General features: G+C 44.2%; 11 protein-coding genes and 1 rRNA gene. All 12 read right to left on the reverse strand.

From position 1 onward, the window contains the following. A 16S ribosomal RNA gene (locus ACYQ2O_RS03335) occupies nt 1-201 on the reverse strand; the annotation flags it as partial. A 452-nt stretch (nt 202-653) separates the two neighbouring features. Then, complete coding sequence (locus ACYQ2O_RS03340) at nt 654-1,970, reverse strand: AI-2E family transporter (RefSeq protein ID WP_346024075.1); 1,317 nt, start codon at nt 1,968-1,970, stop codon at nt 654-656. A 153-nt stretch (nt 1,971-2,123) separates the two neighbouring features. Further along, entirely contained in the window at nt 2,124-3,626 is a 1,503-nt protein-coding gene (gene lysS / locus ACYQ2O_RS03345) for a lysine--tRNA ligase (RefSeq protein WP_346024074.1), read from the reverse strand. Nucleotides 3,627-3,813: 187 nt separating this feature from the next. Then, nucleotides 3,814-4,704 (reverse strand): Hsp33 family molecular chaperone HslO, encoded by an 891-nt coding sequence (gene hslO / locus ACYQ2O_RS03350; protein WP_346024073.1) that lies wholly within the window; start codon nt 4,702-4,704, stop codon nt 3,814-3,816. Between the two features lie 103 nt (nt 4,705-4,807). Further along, nucleotides 4,808-6,934 carry an ATP-dependent zinc metalloprotease FtsH gene (ftsH, locus tag ACYQ2O_RS03355; protein ID WP_459795988.1) on the reverse strand — a complete coding sequence of 709 codons (2,127 nt, stop codon included), beginning with the start codon at nt 6,932-6,934 and terminating at the stop codon, nt 4,808-4,810. Nucleotides 6,935-7,113: 179 nt separating this feature from the next. Then, on the reverse strand, nt 7,114-7,650 hold the full coding sequence (gene hpt, locus ACYQ2O_RS03360; protein ID WP_459770223.1) for a hypoxanthine phosphoribosyltransferase: 537 nt from the start codon (nt 7,648-7,650) through the stop codon (nt 7,114-7,116). A 38-nt stretch (nt 7,651-7,688) separates the two neighbouring features. Continuing rightward, a complete protein-coding gene (gene tilS / locus ACYQ2O_RS03365; protein WP_346024070.1) occupies nt 7,689-9,116 on the reverse strand; it encodes a tRNA lysidine(34) synthetase TilS in 1,428 nt (475 codons plus the stop codon). Nucleotides 9,117-9,188: 72 nt separating this feature from the next. Then, a complete protein-coding gene (locus tag ACYQ2O_RS03370; RefSeq protein ID WP_091482689.1) occupies nt 9,189-9,629 on the reverse strand; it encodes a S1 domain-containing RNA-binding protein in 441 nt (146 codons plus the stop codon). Nucleotides 9,630-9,742: 113 nt separating this feature from the next. After that, on the reverse strand, nt 9,743-10,180 hold the full coding sequence (locus ACYQ2O_RS03375) for an FtsB family cell division protein (protein ID WP_346024068.1): 438 nt from the start codon (nt 10,178-10,180) through the stop codon (nt 9,743-9,745). 172 nt (nt 10,181-10,352) lie between these two features. Further along, nucleotides 10,353-10,622: an RNA-binding S4 domain-containing protein gene (locus ACYQ2O_RS03380; protein ID WP_091265864.1), complete on the reverse strand. Its 270-nt coding sequence runs from the start codon at nt 10,620-10,622 to the stop codon at nt 10,353-10,355. Continuing rightward, nucleotides 10,612-11,757 (reverse strand): MazG nucleotide pyrophosphohydrolase domain-containing protein, encoded by a 1,146-nt coding sequence (locus ACYQ2O_RS03385; protein ID WP_346024067.1) that lies wholly within the window; start codon nt 11,755-11,757, stop codon nt 10,612-10,614. The genes ACYQ2O_RS03380 and ACYQ2O_RS03385 overlap by 11 nt, the downstream gene beginning before the upstream one ends. A gap of 51 nt (nt 11,758-11,808) precedes the next feature. Next, nucleotides 11,809-15,312 (reverse strand): transcription-repair coupling factor, encoded by a 3,504-nt coding sequence (gene mfd, locus ACYQ2O_RS03390; protein WP_459795993.1) that lies wholly within the window; start codon nt 15,310-15,312, stop codon nt 11,809-11,811. Between the last annotated feature and the right edge of the window lie 27 nt (nt 15,313-15,339).

Genomic DNA, 15,339 nt, shown 5'->3' on the forward strand with positions numbered 1-15,339 from the left:
TAAGCATGCGCTATGATCACCTATGCGGTATTAGCACCCGTTTCCGGATGTTATCCCCCTCTTATGGGCAGGTTCCCCACGTGTTACTCACCCGTTCGCCACTCATCCACACTCTGCAAGCAGAGTGTTTCAGCGTTCGACTTGCATGTATTAGGCATACCGCCAGCGTTCGTCCTGAGCCAGGATCAAACTCTCATTTTAAGTTTGACTTGCTCATTGTATTACTTGTGAGTTAACCATGTTAACTCGTTTGTTGCCTTCGACTCCAAAAGAATCGAAGACCCCTGCACATTTGGTTGTTTCTACTTTGTTCAGTTTTCAAAGATCTATCTCTTTCAGTTTGTATTGTATATGTTTCGCAACAACTTTTATATAATACCACGTCTCCGATTCGCGGTCAACACTTTTTTGAAAAAGTTTCTGAGTACTTCTCTCTTGAAAGCGTTACCTTCATTCGTGTGACAGCTATTTTATTATAGCTCATTGTCGACTCACTGTCAACAATCAACTTTATTTTTTCATTGCCGTTACATGTTTATGTTTTGCAGCAACGAGATTAATAATAACAGGTTTCTGCATCATCGTCAACAGTTAAATGTCATCTTTTCTATAAAAAAACTGGCCCGTCTGTAAGACAGGTCAGTTTTTAATTATTATTCATCATCGATTTCTACTGAATCATCTATCTGCTCTTCTCCTGATTGACCAGCCTCAGTATCTCCTTTAACTTTCTTGTTCTCTTTTTTATTTTTTAGTTTAGCTATTTGTATATTACGCTTAAGCTGAGGGTCATGTTTGCTCTTTCCACTGACCGCAGCTTCGATTGTTCTGACTTCGTATTCTCCAGCAAGGTCCCCATAGTATTTATTATACCGTTTCTTGAACTGCTGAAAGAAATGGACAACGATGACTTTAAGGATGGCATAAATCGGCACACCGAAAATCAGGCCGAATAGTCCCAGGAGGTCGCCCATGACCAGCAGGACTATAATAATAGTCAGCGGGTGAACATTTAACTGTCTTCCCATAACGTTCGGCTCAATCAGATTTCCGTCAACGAACTGAACAACTGCCCAGACGAGAAGCAGCTGTATAACCATCCACCAGGAATCGATCAATGCTATTACAAGCGCCGGGATAAAGGCCAGCGTCGGACCGATATAAGGAATAATAGATGTAAATCCGGCAATTACTGCTAGTACCCCACTAAATTCCAAATTTATTATTGAGAAGCCAATGAACATCATGACAGCAATCGATGTTGCAATAATAAGCTGTCCTTTAACGTAGGCACCAACCTGATCATTTATTTCCGAAGATACTCTTATGAGATCTTCTCTCCATTTTGGCGGGACAATACTCAGCACTGCGTAAAAGAAACGTTTTTCATCTTTCAGCAGGAAAAACAGAATAATTGGGAAGGTAACGATTGTTACTACTACATTCGTCAAACCAGTCATGACCGCCGATAACCCACTGAATCCATCTGATAGATACTGATTTAAGTTGTCTGGTATCGAAGTTACAAAGTCTTCTCCTTCTTGAATAAACGACTCTATCTCATTGCCAAATGGCAAATCTTCCAGCCATCCAGTAACTGAAGCAATGATCGACTGGATAAAGTCAGGAAAGTTTTCTATAAAGCTGGCAACCTGATCTCTAAGCAGGGGATAAAGTGAACCTATTCCTACAACTAATACCCCGATAAGTAGAAGAAATAATATGACTACTCCATATATTCTTTTGACTTTTTTCTTTTCAAGAAAATCGACGAATGGATTAAATAAGTAATACAATAATAAGGCAATAACAAATGGCATTAAGATGTTGGACACAATAACAAATAAAGGGGTGAAAATATAGTCGACCTGGTTAAATATTATCGCCACAATACCGATCAAAATTAGTGTGACTAACGTAAACAGTAAATTGCTTCCCCCAAGAAATTTGATCCATCTTGTTTGTTTCATTCTTATTCCCACTTTCTCCTGATTCTTTATTCTCTTACCTATTATAGTATAGAAGTTTGAAGATATTATCGAGAATTTCACACTATAATTCCTAACTTCTTTTAATTATGTAAAAAATCTGGAAGTCACATAGGGTGGCTTCCAGATTTTCGGTTAATCAATATTTTTCATTGTAGGGAAGAGCAGTACATCACGTATGGAATGAGAATCAGTGAGAAGCATGATCAGACGGTCTATTCCGATACCTAAACCACCTGTTGGCGGCATGCCGTATTCAAGTGCTTCGATGAAATCTTCATCAATATCGTGCGCTTCGTCATTTCCCTGCGCTTTTTCAAGAGCTTGCGCTTCAAATCGTTCTCTCTGATCAATAGGATCATTCAGCTCGCTGAACGCATTGGCATATTCGTGTTTAGCTATAAAGAGCTCAAAGCGATCAGTGAAACGCGGATCTTCTTCATTTTTCTTAGCAAGAGGAGATATTTCCAGAGGATGACCATACACAAATGTCGGCTGAATCAGCGTATGTTCGACAAACGTCTCAAAGAACTCATTTACTACATGACCAAAAGTGGCATAATCGTCGATCGCGACATTATGCTCTTTAGCCAGCTGACGTGCTTCTTCATTTGTATAGTTCTGAAAGAAATCGATTCCCGTTTCTTCTTTGATAAGATCGACCATGTGACGACGATCCCACTTCTTACCTATATGAATTGTTTCATCACCATATGGAATATCTGTAGATCCAAGAACGTTTTCTGTAACCGTACGGATCAGATCTTCTGTCAGGTCCATTACATCATCCACATCATGGAAAGCTGTATACAGCTCAAGCATTGTAAATTCGGGATTGTGCGTCGTATCGATTCCCTCATTACGAAAGACTCTGCCAATTTCATAAACCTTTTCCATCCCACCGACAATCAGGCGTTTCAAATGCAGTTCAATAGCTATTCGAAGATACAGTTCCATATCCAGTGCATTATGATGTGTCGTAAATGGACGAGCAGCTGCTCCTCCAGCTAAATTATGCAGCAGAGGTGTCTCAACTTCCAGATAATCCAGTGAGTTCAGATACGTTCTGATTTCCTGAATGATCCGGCTGCGTTTAGTAAAGCGGTCATAGCTTTCTTCATTTGAAATAAGGTCCAGGTACCTCTGACGATATTTCTGTTCAACATTTGTCAGGCCGTGGTATTTATCAGGAAGAGGACGCAGGGCTTTAGATAGATAAGTCAGTTCCGTTGCGCGGACCGTTACTTCGCCCGTGTTGGTTTTCATAACTGTTCCTTCAATTCCTAGAAAATCACCTAAATCAGCAGTTTTGAAACTTTCGTACTGCTCATCGCCTACAGCGTCTTTTCTGACGTAGATCTGAATCGATCCGTTTTTATCTTTAAGGTGAGCAAAACCGGCTTTTCCTTTGCCACGTTTAGTCATCAGTCTACCCGCTATTTTAACAGTAATTTCTTTTTCTGCCAGTTCTTCTTTTGACTGATCTTCATGTGCTTTATGAAGTTCGTCTGAAAAATGTGTTCGTTCGTAACGTCCGCCAAACGGGTCGACGCCTCTCTCTTTAAGGTCATTCATCTTCTGACGGCGTACCACCAGCTGATCAGTCAGTGTTTCCTCGTTATGTGTATCTTGAGACAATCCTGTCACTCCATTCTATTGACTTTTCTTCAGTAAGGTATTCTTACAGGAAACACGCTTTTTATAGAAACAAGGGGTTCTTCTAAGAACCCGACCTTTCTTTTCCTGTTCTCTTAATACCTGTTATCTGAATTATAGTACCATATCTTTACTCCAGCATAAAGATGATTTCCTGACTTAATTCAGATCAGCCATTGATCCCGTCAGCTTCTTCCATCAGTTCTTCCAGTTCATTCCGGTCGAAATGGTAAGGTGTCCGACAGAATTGGCATACTGCTTCCGCTCCGCCGTCTTCATCTATCATGTCATTTATTTCCTGTTTACCTAGTGTAATGATTGCATTTTTAAATCGTTCCTTTGAACAATCACAAGTAAAGCTGACAGGCAAACCGTCAATAATTCGTGCTGATCCATCTCCGACTAGTCGGTCAAGAATCTCTTCTGGAGTTTCTCCCTTTTCCATAAGCTGTGAAACCATAGGTAATTCTGCAATAGCCTGTTCGATTTTATCAATTGTTTCATCTTCTGCATTAGGAAGGACTTGTATCATAAATCCTCCTGCAGCTTTTACAGATTCATCAGGATTAACCAGTACAGAAAGACCAATCGCTGAAGGGACCTGTTCGGAATTTGCCATATAATAAGTGAAATCTTCGCCGAGTTCTCCACTTATTAGCGGAACCTGGCCTACGAAAGGTTCTTTCATTCCCAGATCTTTACTGACTGTCAGCATGCCTTCCGTTCCAACCGCTCCTCTTACATCGATCTTCCCATGTTCGTTTAAAGGTAGGCTGACATGAGGATGCTTGATATATCCCTTTGTCTCACCTTTACCATTGCTGTCGATCAGAAGATATCCGATCGGACCGTCCCCTTCGATTCGAACAGTCAGTATTTCTTCACCTTTTAATGTGGCTCCCATAAGTGTCGTTCCAACCATTGCACGGCCAAGCGCACATGTTGCGGCACTCCAGGTGTCATGTTTAGTCTGTGCTTCTCTGACCATATCTGTCGCATCAACGACGTAAACTCTTACCTGATCATTGTATCCTAATGCTTTAATCAATTTATCTGACACACTATTCACGATCCTTTATTTCAGTATTTGTTGCTTCTCATTCTTTATTTTACATGGAAAGAAGAGGAGGGCTAATGATACGCCTCCTCTTCTCCTTCAGCTGTTATTCTTTCGTTTCGTCTTCAGAAGATTCTTCTTTGTCTGTTGTTTCACTGTCGGACTCATTTGACTGTGCTTCTTCGAACTGTTTCTCTCTTGCTTGTTCTTTCTCTTCTCTTGCTGCTTTTACTTCTTCGAAGGATGTTCCGATTTGTTCCTCTTCAGGATCACGGTCAGCTTCTGCGCTTTCGCGTGGGAATTCAGTCGGCTTCTCTCCTTTTTTAGCTGGCATTTCGCCTTCTTCAAACAGAGACTTGATCTGCTTCTCATCAAGTGTCTCAAACTCAAGAAGTTTCTGAGCGATCAGTTCATGTGAAGCTTTATGTTCTTCAATGATCCGTTTAGCTTCTGCATGTCCTTCGTTAAGGATACGCAGTACTTCCTGGTCGATCTGATAGGCAAACTGTTCAGAATATGCCTTGGATTGAGAATAATCTCTTCCAAGGAATACTTGTCCGCCGCCTTCGTATTGAACCGGACCGAGCAGATCGCTCATCCCGTATTCCGTAACCATGCTTCTGGCAATTTGTGTCGCCTGCTGGAAGTCATTGGATGCCCCACTTGACTGAGAACCAAAGATCAGCTCTTCAGCTACACGTCCACCTAGAAGGCCGACGATCTGTTCGAACAACTCTTTCTTAGTCATCAGGAAGCGGTCTTCTTTAGGCAGCATAATGGCATATCCACCGGCACGTCCACGAGGGACGATCGTCACCTTATGAACAATACGGGCATCACTTAACACCAAACCGACAATGGTGTGTCCGGCTTCGTGGTAAGCAACCATGCTTCGTTCAGTCTCGGAAATGACTCGGTCCTTCTTAGCTGGACCCGCAATGACCCGGTCATGTGCTTCGTCAATATCCATCGCTTCAATTTCTTTACTGTCGCGTCTTGCAGCGACCAGCGCGGCTTCGTTAAGCAGATTCTCAAGGTCAGCTCCTGCAAATCCAGGGGTCTGTCTTGCGATGATTTTCAAATCGACATCCGGAGACAGCGGCTTGTTCTTAGCATGAACTTTTAGGATCGCTTCACGTTCTTTAACATCCGGTCTGCCGACCATGATGCGTCTGTCAAAACGTCCAGGTCTCAGAAGTGCCGGATCCAGAACGTCCTGTCTGTTGGTTGCCGCAATGACGATGATTCCTTCATTACCGGTAAATCCGTCCATTTCAACAAGCAGCTGGTTAAGTGTCTGTTCACGTTCATCATGACCTCCACCCATTCCAGCGCCACGCTGACGACCGACTGCATCAATCTCATCGATGAAGATGATGGCTGGTGCAGTTTTCTTGGCATTCTCGAACAAGTCACGTACACGACTTGCCCCAACTCCGACGAACATCTCAACGAACTCAGAACCTGAGATCGAGAAGAAAGGCACGCCGGCTTCACCCGCTACTGCTTTCGCAAGCAAGGTCTTACCTGTACCGGGAGGCCCCTCAAGCAGCACACCTGCTGGAATTCGGGCACCCAGATTTGAGAATCGCCTTGGATCCTTAAGGAATTCAACGATTTCAACAAGTTCTTCTTTTTCTTCGTCTGCTCCTGCAACATCAGAGAAGCGGACTTTACTTGTCTTGGCATCCGTTTCTTTAGCTTTGGACTTGCCGAAGTTCATGACCCCGCGTCCACCGCCTGCTCCGCCACCTTGTCCAGCCTGACCCATCATAAAGTAGATGAATCCGATGAACAGAAGCATCGGCAGGAATGTAAACAGAAGACTGGTCCAGACACCGGTTGTCGGCTCTTTGATCGACACAATATTAACATCATTTTCTCTTGCTAATGAGAACATTTCATCAACGACACTGTCGTTAACTAAAATATGAGTGGTAAATCGGGAAGCCTGCTGCTGATCAAGACTACCGAACAATGTGACATTCTGATCCTGTTCAACTTCTACTTCCTGCCCTTCTCGAAACTGTCCTCTTATCTCATATACGCCAGCTGTAGGCTGGACCTGAAATTCTTCTATGCGATCATCTTCCAGAAATTCGATAAACTGGGTTGAACTAACCCCTTCTGAAGCCTGATCTCCACCGCCACTAGTCGCCCAACTTGCAATACCTATAACTGCAAGAAACACGATGACGTAGAAGAATCCACTCTTAAAAAATCCTTTCTTCATGTCATCCTCCATCTATCAACTGATTTTGATTGTGATCCATTTTAAGGTTACTTACTTAAAATAACATACCATATCATGTTACCATACTTGACCATTTTTGGCTATGAATTTTGTTTGATGATTCCATATACTAGTTGTTTCAGCATTGAAAATCCATACTTCTTTCACAAGTCAGTTGACTACTGGTAGATTTCAGGCTTAAGCACGCCTATGAATGGCAGGTTACGGTAATTTTCAGCATAGTCCAGTCCGTAGCCCACTACGAATTTGTGCGGCACTGTAAACCCTACCCAGTCGGCGTGAATATCGATTTTGCGGCCGGACGGCTTGTCCAGCAGGGTGACGATTTTGACCGAAGCTGCTTTACGGTATTTGAAAAGATCTTTCAGGTAAGCCAGAGTACCTCCAGTATCGATAATATCTTCCACGAAAAGGACGTGTCGGCCTTCGACGTTTGTATCCAAGTCTTTCAGGATCTTGACTTCTCCAGATGAGACCGTTTCATTTCCGTAGCTTGATACATCCATGAAGTCGATTTCCAGGTGTATATCCATTTTTTTGATTAGATCTGCCATAAATGGCAGAGCACCTTTAAGTACACCGACCAGCAGAGGGTTTTTCCCGTCATATTCCTTGCCAAGAAGCTCACCAAGTTCCTGAACTTTCTCCATAATTTCCTCTTCAGATATCAATATGCTTTCAATTTCATTTCTCATGTCATGATCTCCTTTTCATCTACTCTTTACTTTTAAAATTACATTCTTTCATATACGAGTACGTAGCTAATTGTATCAGTTCTAGGGTCCAGTGACAATGCAGATTCCTTAAGGTCAACGACCCATAAAATGCGACCTGTACTGTCTGTCACGACCCAAGCCCGCTCTCTGTCTTCTCTCGGTATTTTCTGATCTATAAAAATATCTTTCACTTTCTTTGTTCCAGTCATTCCTCTGACAGTCATCCTGTCTCCATTGTGTCTGTGACGTATCGTCAATGGGGTGCTCTGAAACGGAATTCCAAGATACAGATGTCGTTCATTCTGACTTGATTCCCTGGACCGGAATGATTCATAGGTGAGCAATCCCATCGAGCTGCCGTCCCCCAGTTCGATCCATTGACCGACTGCCAGTTTCTTCTCAATTTCATTTTCGCTTTCGATCTCATACCTGCTGTCAGACTCTTTTTTTCGAATCATGCAGCGATCGTACATTCTCTCTGCAGTCAGCCCCCCCGGAAGATCCAGTGTCGTATTAGGACTAGACGCTTTCAGCCAGTCAATGATCATCTGTATGTGCTTGTGCCCGAGAGTGTAGGACTGCTTTCTGGACCACTGTTTGATTCCACTGCTCAGTACCCGTCTCTGCAAGGCCTCATCCGCCTGTTTAAGAGCAGGAACCATGATGTACAGAGCGTCATTATCAAATGATAGTATGTCTTTTTTCCACTCTTCGACACATGGGGCAGAGAGGGACAGAAGACTATCGAGATCTTCTGTAAACCGGATCAGATGATCGTCAACTGCTGGGTTTTCAGATCTGAGAAGCGGTAGAATTGTCTGCCTGTATCGATTTCTCGTAAACTTTACCGATGCATTGGACTCATCTTCAGCCCAGCGCAGCTGTCTTTGTTCTGCGTAGGATATCAGATTTTTCTTGGTAAATGGCAGTAGTGGCCTGACTATCGTAACTGTCCCCTCTGATCGTTTAGCTGATATACCTTTCAGTTCTTCCAGCGCACTGCCTCTGACCAGCTTCATGAGGATCGTTTCAACTTGGTCATCCTTATGATGGGCAGTCAGAACTGCACGGCTGCCCATCCGCTGGGCAATTTCTTTGAAAAAGGAATAACGAATATCTCTTGCCGCTTTCTCGATGCCTGAGTCCGGGTGGTCTTCTTTTCGCCAGTGATGGACGTAAACAGGAACAGTGTATCGTTCAGCAAGTTTTCTGACTGCCGATTCCTCATCATCAGAGATCCCTCTCAGATGATGATTGACATGAGCAATTATAATATTCGGTTTGACATCCTCTGGCAGCCTGCCCATCAGGTCAAGGAGGACGACAGAATCAACCCCTCCCGATACTGCGACGATGACCGGTTCGTCAGGTTCCCAGGCATCGAGCGTTCTAATGTGTCCAGTAAACTGCTGGAGCAGATCCATCTTCTCCCACCTTTCAGACATTGGATATTCCAATTAAAAAGGGTTCAGGGACTCCCCCCAAACCCTTTCTCTTATGATTTAAATGTTAATGTGTCAACTTCTTCTTCCGCCACGTCCACCGCGTTTGTTTTCAGTGTTTCGTTTAATGGAGGTCAAGCGGTCTTCACTGTCTTTCAGGAATGAACTCATTAGAGAGTCGAAGTCCTGTTTTTTCGGAGCTGAGCTGGTTCTTTTATTTGAAGAAGAACTTGAACGCTCACGACTTGGCGCTTTAGGTTTTGGAGCTGATTCAGCAGGCTTGTCCTGGGCTTTGCGAATAGATAGTCCGATTTTACCGTCATCTGCTATAGATAAGACTTTCACTGTAACGGTCTGGCCAACTTCCAGTTCTTCATTGATGTTTTCTACATAACTGTCTGACACTTCACTGATGTGAACTAACCCTGTCTTGTTATTGCCTAAATCAATAAACGCACCAAAATTGGCAATACCCGTGACTTTACCTTCTACTTTGCTTCCAACTTCAATTGACATATTTTCTATGTTTCCTCCTAAATAATTTGAAACAATTATACCATGCAAATTTTTAAGAATAAAGGTCTATATAGAAGAATCTTGATAAATCACTCTCGATTGTTCGGGTTTTGTCATTCTTCGTCCGTTTCTTCTTCGTCAGCATCCGGATTTTCATCAGTGGCTTCCAGATGATCCGGATTTCGGTCATCCGGGAAGCTGAAGACGATTTCGTTATCCTTTGTCAGATAATACTCGCTTCTAGCCAGCTTGGCTACATACTCTTCATCTTCCAGGAGACCGATATAGTAAGCCAGTTCTTTCTGCTGTAGGTCCAGAGATTCCAGTTCCTGCTGTGCTACCACTCTCTGTTCCTCCAGATCCTGAAGTTTAACATAATTTCTTGCCAGAGTACTTCCAGCCAGAACAACCGGAAGCATGCCTGCTGCGACGATGATACGCATCCTTCTTTTCAGCTTTTTATGTCTTTTATGCGCTCTAATATTTTCCAGGGTCTTCGTTTCTATAAAGTCGTTTTTCATACGGGCAATACGTGGTTTTTTATTTCCCATAGTGATTGCTCCTCCTTCTTCCAATTCAGGGAATCGTGATTAAAGTATACCAAGAATAAGTCGAATGATAAAGATTCTCTGGAGAGGAAACCGGTCCAGAATTAAATTGTAATGAAAAAGACACAATCAGTTCCGCTAAATCAAGCGGTTCTGATTGTGTCTAACTGATCAGTCAGTTGTTGTCAGACTCCTTATAGGTCTCTTCCAGCACAGTATATAGATCTTTTGCTTCATCTTTTTTCGTTGTGTCTTTTATATTATCGACTCTAACTTTCAGTGTTTTGTTTCCGAACTGTATCGTCAGTTCATCTTCAACTGCTACTGAACTCGAAGATTTAGCTGTCTTTCCATTGATCTGTATACGGTCTTTATCCGCAATTTCTTTTGCAACTGATCTTCTTTTGATTATACGTGACACTTTAAGAAATTTATCAAGTCTCATCTCTCAACCTCTTCTCTTCCTGTTTGATTTTCTGCCAGATGGCATCGACTTCTTCCGGCGTGGATGCACTCACACCGTCAAAGACATGAGGGTGACGGCGTCTCATTTTGCGGTTCACACTTCCAAGCACCTCTTCGAATGTAAAGAGTCCCTCTTTTTCAGCTGCATTGGTCTGGTAAAGTATCTGAACAAGGACGTCTCCCAGTTCCTCCATCCAATTATCTATATCTTCCCGTTCGATGGCTTCGATCAGTTCTTCTGTTTCTTCTCTGATGTATTCCACCAGGGAAAGCGGGGTCTGCTCAATGATCCATGCATCCCCATCTTCTCCGGTAACCCTGTCTATATAATACTGCAGAGTGGACAATGACGTGATTTGTTCGTCCTTTGATAAAGGAGGGACATACAGCGACCTTAAATTGAACACGCCGTCAAAACGGTCCATTTCAAATAGCGGCAGCCACTGTACTTTTTCATCAGATGTTCCCGCGCCATCGATAACTGCCACTTGATGATCATCCGGATATTTTTCCATCAGAGTCAATTTGACCTCTCCTGCCATTAAGGCATTAAACACCTGCATGACAATGAGGTGCTGACCAGTCTGTACCAGATCATGATTCAGCTCAAAGGAATCAACCAGCTGGAACCCTTCGACCGGATCGATGCGGACAGCTTTGAAAAGATCATCGAGAAAACTTTTTCCGTCCAGGATTTCGACCTTGTCATATTGTTCCAGCAGATCCTTGACCGTCTTCTCAGCAACCATAGGATGACCCGGAACGGCGTAAAGCACTTCCCTGCTCTGTGCTTCTTTTATCAGCTTTTCGACAATCGACTGATAAACCTGACTAAAATCTTTACTATACTGGTCGTATAGGTAGTCCATCGATTCAAAGACGAGTCCTTCTTCTTTCATTTCGTTCAGGGCAGGATGGTCCGATGTTCTGACGATTATCGACTGACTGCTCATGAGCCTCTCATATACACTCAACGGCATCTGCCGCTTTTCTCCAGGTCCCAGCCCGACTATAGTGATGGTGTGCATAACTGCCTCCTTATGATGATGTATTGCCAACTGCTTGATGCTGCCTGCTCCGACAGCATCAGGCAGCATATAAAATTCTTTGTTCATTGCAGACAATTCGTCTCAGTTCTGGACGGATACTTCTCCTGTCTGACCGGATTATTTCTGTGGATCAGCTGACTGTTTCTGCTGTTCCTCTTCTTCTCTTTTCTCTTTTTCAATCAGATACTCAGCTGTATTTTTAGAAAAGAGAACCAGCGCATCCAGCCATTCATTGACAGACGTCAGTCTGGTCAGCTTAAATGCGACAGTCAGTTTCTCCTCTGCCTGCATATCTGTTTTCAACGTGATCGGTTTAAGCGCCTTGAACACTTCAGGAAGTGGAAGACGCGTCGTTCCGGCCTTCGAGAAGACGACAGTCAGATTGTTTCCATCACGCCTAATCAGTTCTATTAGCGCCTGTTCACAGTACATCTTGAGCAGACCTACTGAGAGCAGATCTGCGACTTCCTGAGGGTAGTCCCCAAAGCGGTCGATCAGTTCATCCTGAAGTTCTACATAGTCCTCATTGGAAGAAAACTGTCTGATACGCTTGTACAGCTCGATTTTCTGACGTTCATCCTGGACATACGTTCCAGGCAAGTAAGCATCGACCGACAGATCCATTTCCACCACCGTTTTCTGGTGACGCTTGTCCCCGCGTTTTCGTGCAACTGCTTCTTCGAGCATCTGTGAATACAGATCAAATCCGACACTGTCGATGAATCCGTGCTGTTGCTGCCCTAAGAGGTTACCAGCCCCACGTATGGCAAGGTCTCTCATGGCAATCTTGAAACCTGATCCGAGTTCGGTAAAGTCCTTGATCGCCTGCAGCCTCTTTTCACTGACTTCTGTCAAAATCTTGTTCGGCTGATGCATGAAATACGAATAGGCGATTCGACTGCTCCGACCGACCCGTCCCCTCAACTGATAAAGCTGGGACAAGCCCATACGGTCAGCATCCTCTACAATAAGCGTATTGACGTTAGGGATATCGACTCCTGTTTCGATGATCGTCGTTGTGACGAGCAGATCATACTCTCCCTGTATGAACTGGTATAGAATGTTCTCCAGCTGAACTTCTGTCATCTGTCCGTGCGCATGCGCAATACGGGCTTCAGGAACGAGCTGCTGGAGTTCGTCTACCCGCTGCTCGATCGTGCTGACACGGTTGTGCAGATAGAATGCCTGACCGCCTCTAGCCATTTCTCGTTTGATCGATTCAGCTACCACTGCCCCATTCATCTCCATAACGTAAGTCTGTACCGGGTAGCGGTTGGCCGGCGGAGTTTCTATCACTGACAGATCTCTCACACCCAGCATGGACATATGAAGAGTCCGGGGAATAGGGGTGGCCGTCAGCGTCAGTACATCCACCTCGCTTTTCAGCTGTTTCAGTCTTTCCTTGTGCTTGACTCCGAAGCGCTGCTCTTCGTCTACAATAAGCAGACCCAAATCCTGAAAGACAATATCTTTAGACAGAACCCTATGCGTTCCGACGACGACATCTATGTGCCCTTTTTTCAGTCCGTCGACAGTTTCTTTCAGCTGCTTACCTGTACGGAAACGGCTCAGCAGTCCGATCTCCACAGGAAAGTCAGCAAATCGTTCCAGCATAGTATTGTAATGCTGCTGAGCCAGAACGGTAGTCGGCACCAGAAATGCCACCTGTTTCCCGTCCTGAACTGCTTTGAAAATGGCACGCATAGCTACTTCTGTTTTTCCGTAACCGACATCTCCTACGATCAGGCGATCCATAGGCTTGTCTTTTTCCATATCTTTTTTCACTTCACGAATCGAGCGAAGCTGGTCATCCGTTTCTGTGTAAGGAAACGCATCATCGAACTCCCTCTGATAGGCATTGTCTCTGGAGAAGGCATAGCCGGTTCTCTGCTCTCGTTCAGCATACAGCTCGACCAGCTCATCTGCTATGTCTTCAACCTGAGAGGCTACTTTTTTCTTCGTCTTCGCCCAGGATGTGCCTCCCAGTTTATTCAGTTTGGGGGTTTTCCCTTCTGAAGACACATACTTCTGGAGGAGATTCAGCTGTGTCACAGGTATGAACAGTTTCGATGAATCCTTGTACACAACACTGAGGTAATCCTGATGCACCCCACCGATTTCCATGGTTTCCATGCCCATGAACTGACCGATCCCATGATTGACATGCACCACGTAGTCGCCTTTGTCCAGTTCAGAGTAGCTTTTCAGTCTTTCAGCATTCGACAGATTCTGTCTTCTCGGTTTCTTTTTAGGCAGTCTATTGAAGAGCTCTTTCTCTGTCAGTACCGCAATTTTTTCATGAGGCAGCTCAAATCCCGTCATGACACTTCCACTGATGACCTGGATAATGCCTTCTTTTAAATGATCCCTGTCCGATAAGGTGCTCGGAATCTCAAAATTGAGAAGAGTCTGATGTACTTTTTCCGCCCTGTCTTCACTTTCTGTCATGACAATGACAGTATAATCCTGTTTCACCCAGCGGTCCATTTCCGTCTTGACCAGGTTCATCTGTCCAAAGAATTTCTGCATCGTCCGATACTGAAAGGCATGGATGCTGTCCAGTCGGAGTCCTTTCATTCCTTTCTGGAACAGTGAGAAATAAAGCTGATTCAGTTCTGAACCTTTGAGTGTGTCTCTGAAATTTTTCGAGAAGGACTGATTGATGAGGATATTCCCCTGAGTTAACTGGGATGTAACCCATTCACCCTCCTCTCCTTCCAGTCTTGCTTCGTTTTCAAGTATACGTGGGTATTCATCCATGACAACGATCGCATCATCCGACGCATAGTCGATGAGGGTCGCTTTATTCTTATACAAAAGATCCGCATATCTGACCAGCTCTTCGCTGTAAGTTTCGTCTTTGATCGTATCCATGATATCCCTGACTGTCTCATTCAGATTAGTCTGCTGGTCTTCGTCCTTTGTTTTTTTCAGTGACGAGGCCAGTGCTTTCTCAAACCGGGTGATGATGGCATCTTTTTCCTCTATACAGAGTAAGGTATCTGTAGCAGGGATGATTTTTACGGTTTCAATATTCTGTTCAGACCTTTGAGTGTCCGCATCAAAGTACCTTAGTGAATCGATTTCCACATCAAACAGCTCAATTCTGACAGGCTTTTCTTCAGTCAGCGGATACACATCAATGATGCCGCCTCGAATGCTGAATTCTCCAGGAGCGGATACTTTCTGCTCCCGCCTGTAACCCATCTCGGCAAGTTTCCGCTGGAGCTGCTCAAGCTCTACTTCATCTCCGATAGAGAATAAAAGCTCTGCCTGAGCAAAGAGGACCGGATCGGGAAGAAGCTTTCTTGCCCCGGCCAGAGAAGTGACCACCACTCCCGGTTTATTTTTCAGCATGAAATCTAGAGCCTTGACGCGCTCTGCCCGGGATTCCGGAGAAGAGACGGCCATTTCAGCATGGATCATATCGTCCACTGCAAACAGAAAGAGCTGGTCATCAGGAATGAGACCAGTTAAATCGGTTATGAGCTGATTGGCATGATAGACATTTTGAGTGACCACGACGATCTGTCTGGATTCTTCTTCAAATAATGATTTGAGCACTAATGTCCGCGCCGATCCTGCCATTCCAGTTATGAGGTGCTTCCTCTTTTTTCCCATTTGAGAAAACAGTTCTTTAACGGATGG

The organism is Alkalibacterium sp. m-11, assembly GCF_054658155.1.

Bases quoted from the DNA above. Each gene is read 5' to 3' on its own strand.
- ACYQ2O_RS03340 (WP_346024075.1), bottom strand. From the start codon at position 1,970: ATGAAACAAACAAGATGGATCAAATTTCTTGGGGGAAGCAATTTACTG.
- ftsH (WP_459795988.1), bottom strand. From the start codon at position 6,934: ATGAAGAAAGGATTTTTTAAGAGTGGATTCTTCTACGTCATCGTGTTT.
- hpt (WP_459770223.1), bottom strand. From the start codon at position 7,650: ATGAGAAATGAAATTGAAAGCATATTGATATCTGAAGAGGAAATTATG.
- tilS (WP_346024070.1), bottom strand. From the start codon at position 9,116: ATGTCTGAAAGGTGGGAGAAGATGGATCTGCTCCAGCAGTTTACTGGA.
- ACYQ2O_RS03370 (WP_091482689.1), bottom strand. From the start codon at position 9,629: ATGTCAATTGAAGTTGGAAGCAAAGTAGAAGGTAAAGTCACGGGTATT.
- ACYQ2O_RS03375 (WP_346024068.1), bottom strand. From the start codon at position 10,180: ATGGGAAATAAAAAACCACGTATTGCCCGTATGAAAAACGACTTTATA.
- ACYQ2O_RS03380 (WP_091265864.1), bottom strand. From the start codon at position 10,622: ATGAGACTTGATAAATTTCTTAAAGTGTCACGTATAATCAAAAGAAGA.
- ACYQ2O_RS03385 (WP_346024067.1), bottom strand. From the start codon at position 11,757: ATGAACAAAGAATTTTATATGCTGCCTGATGCTGTCGGAGCAGGCAGC.
- mfd (WP_459795993.1), bottom strand. From the start codon at position 15,312: ATGGGAAAAAAGAGGAAGCACCTCATAACTGGAATGGCAGGATCGGCG.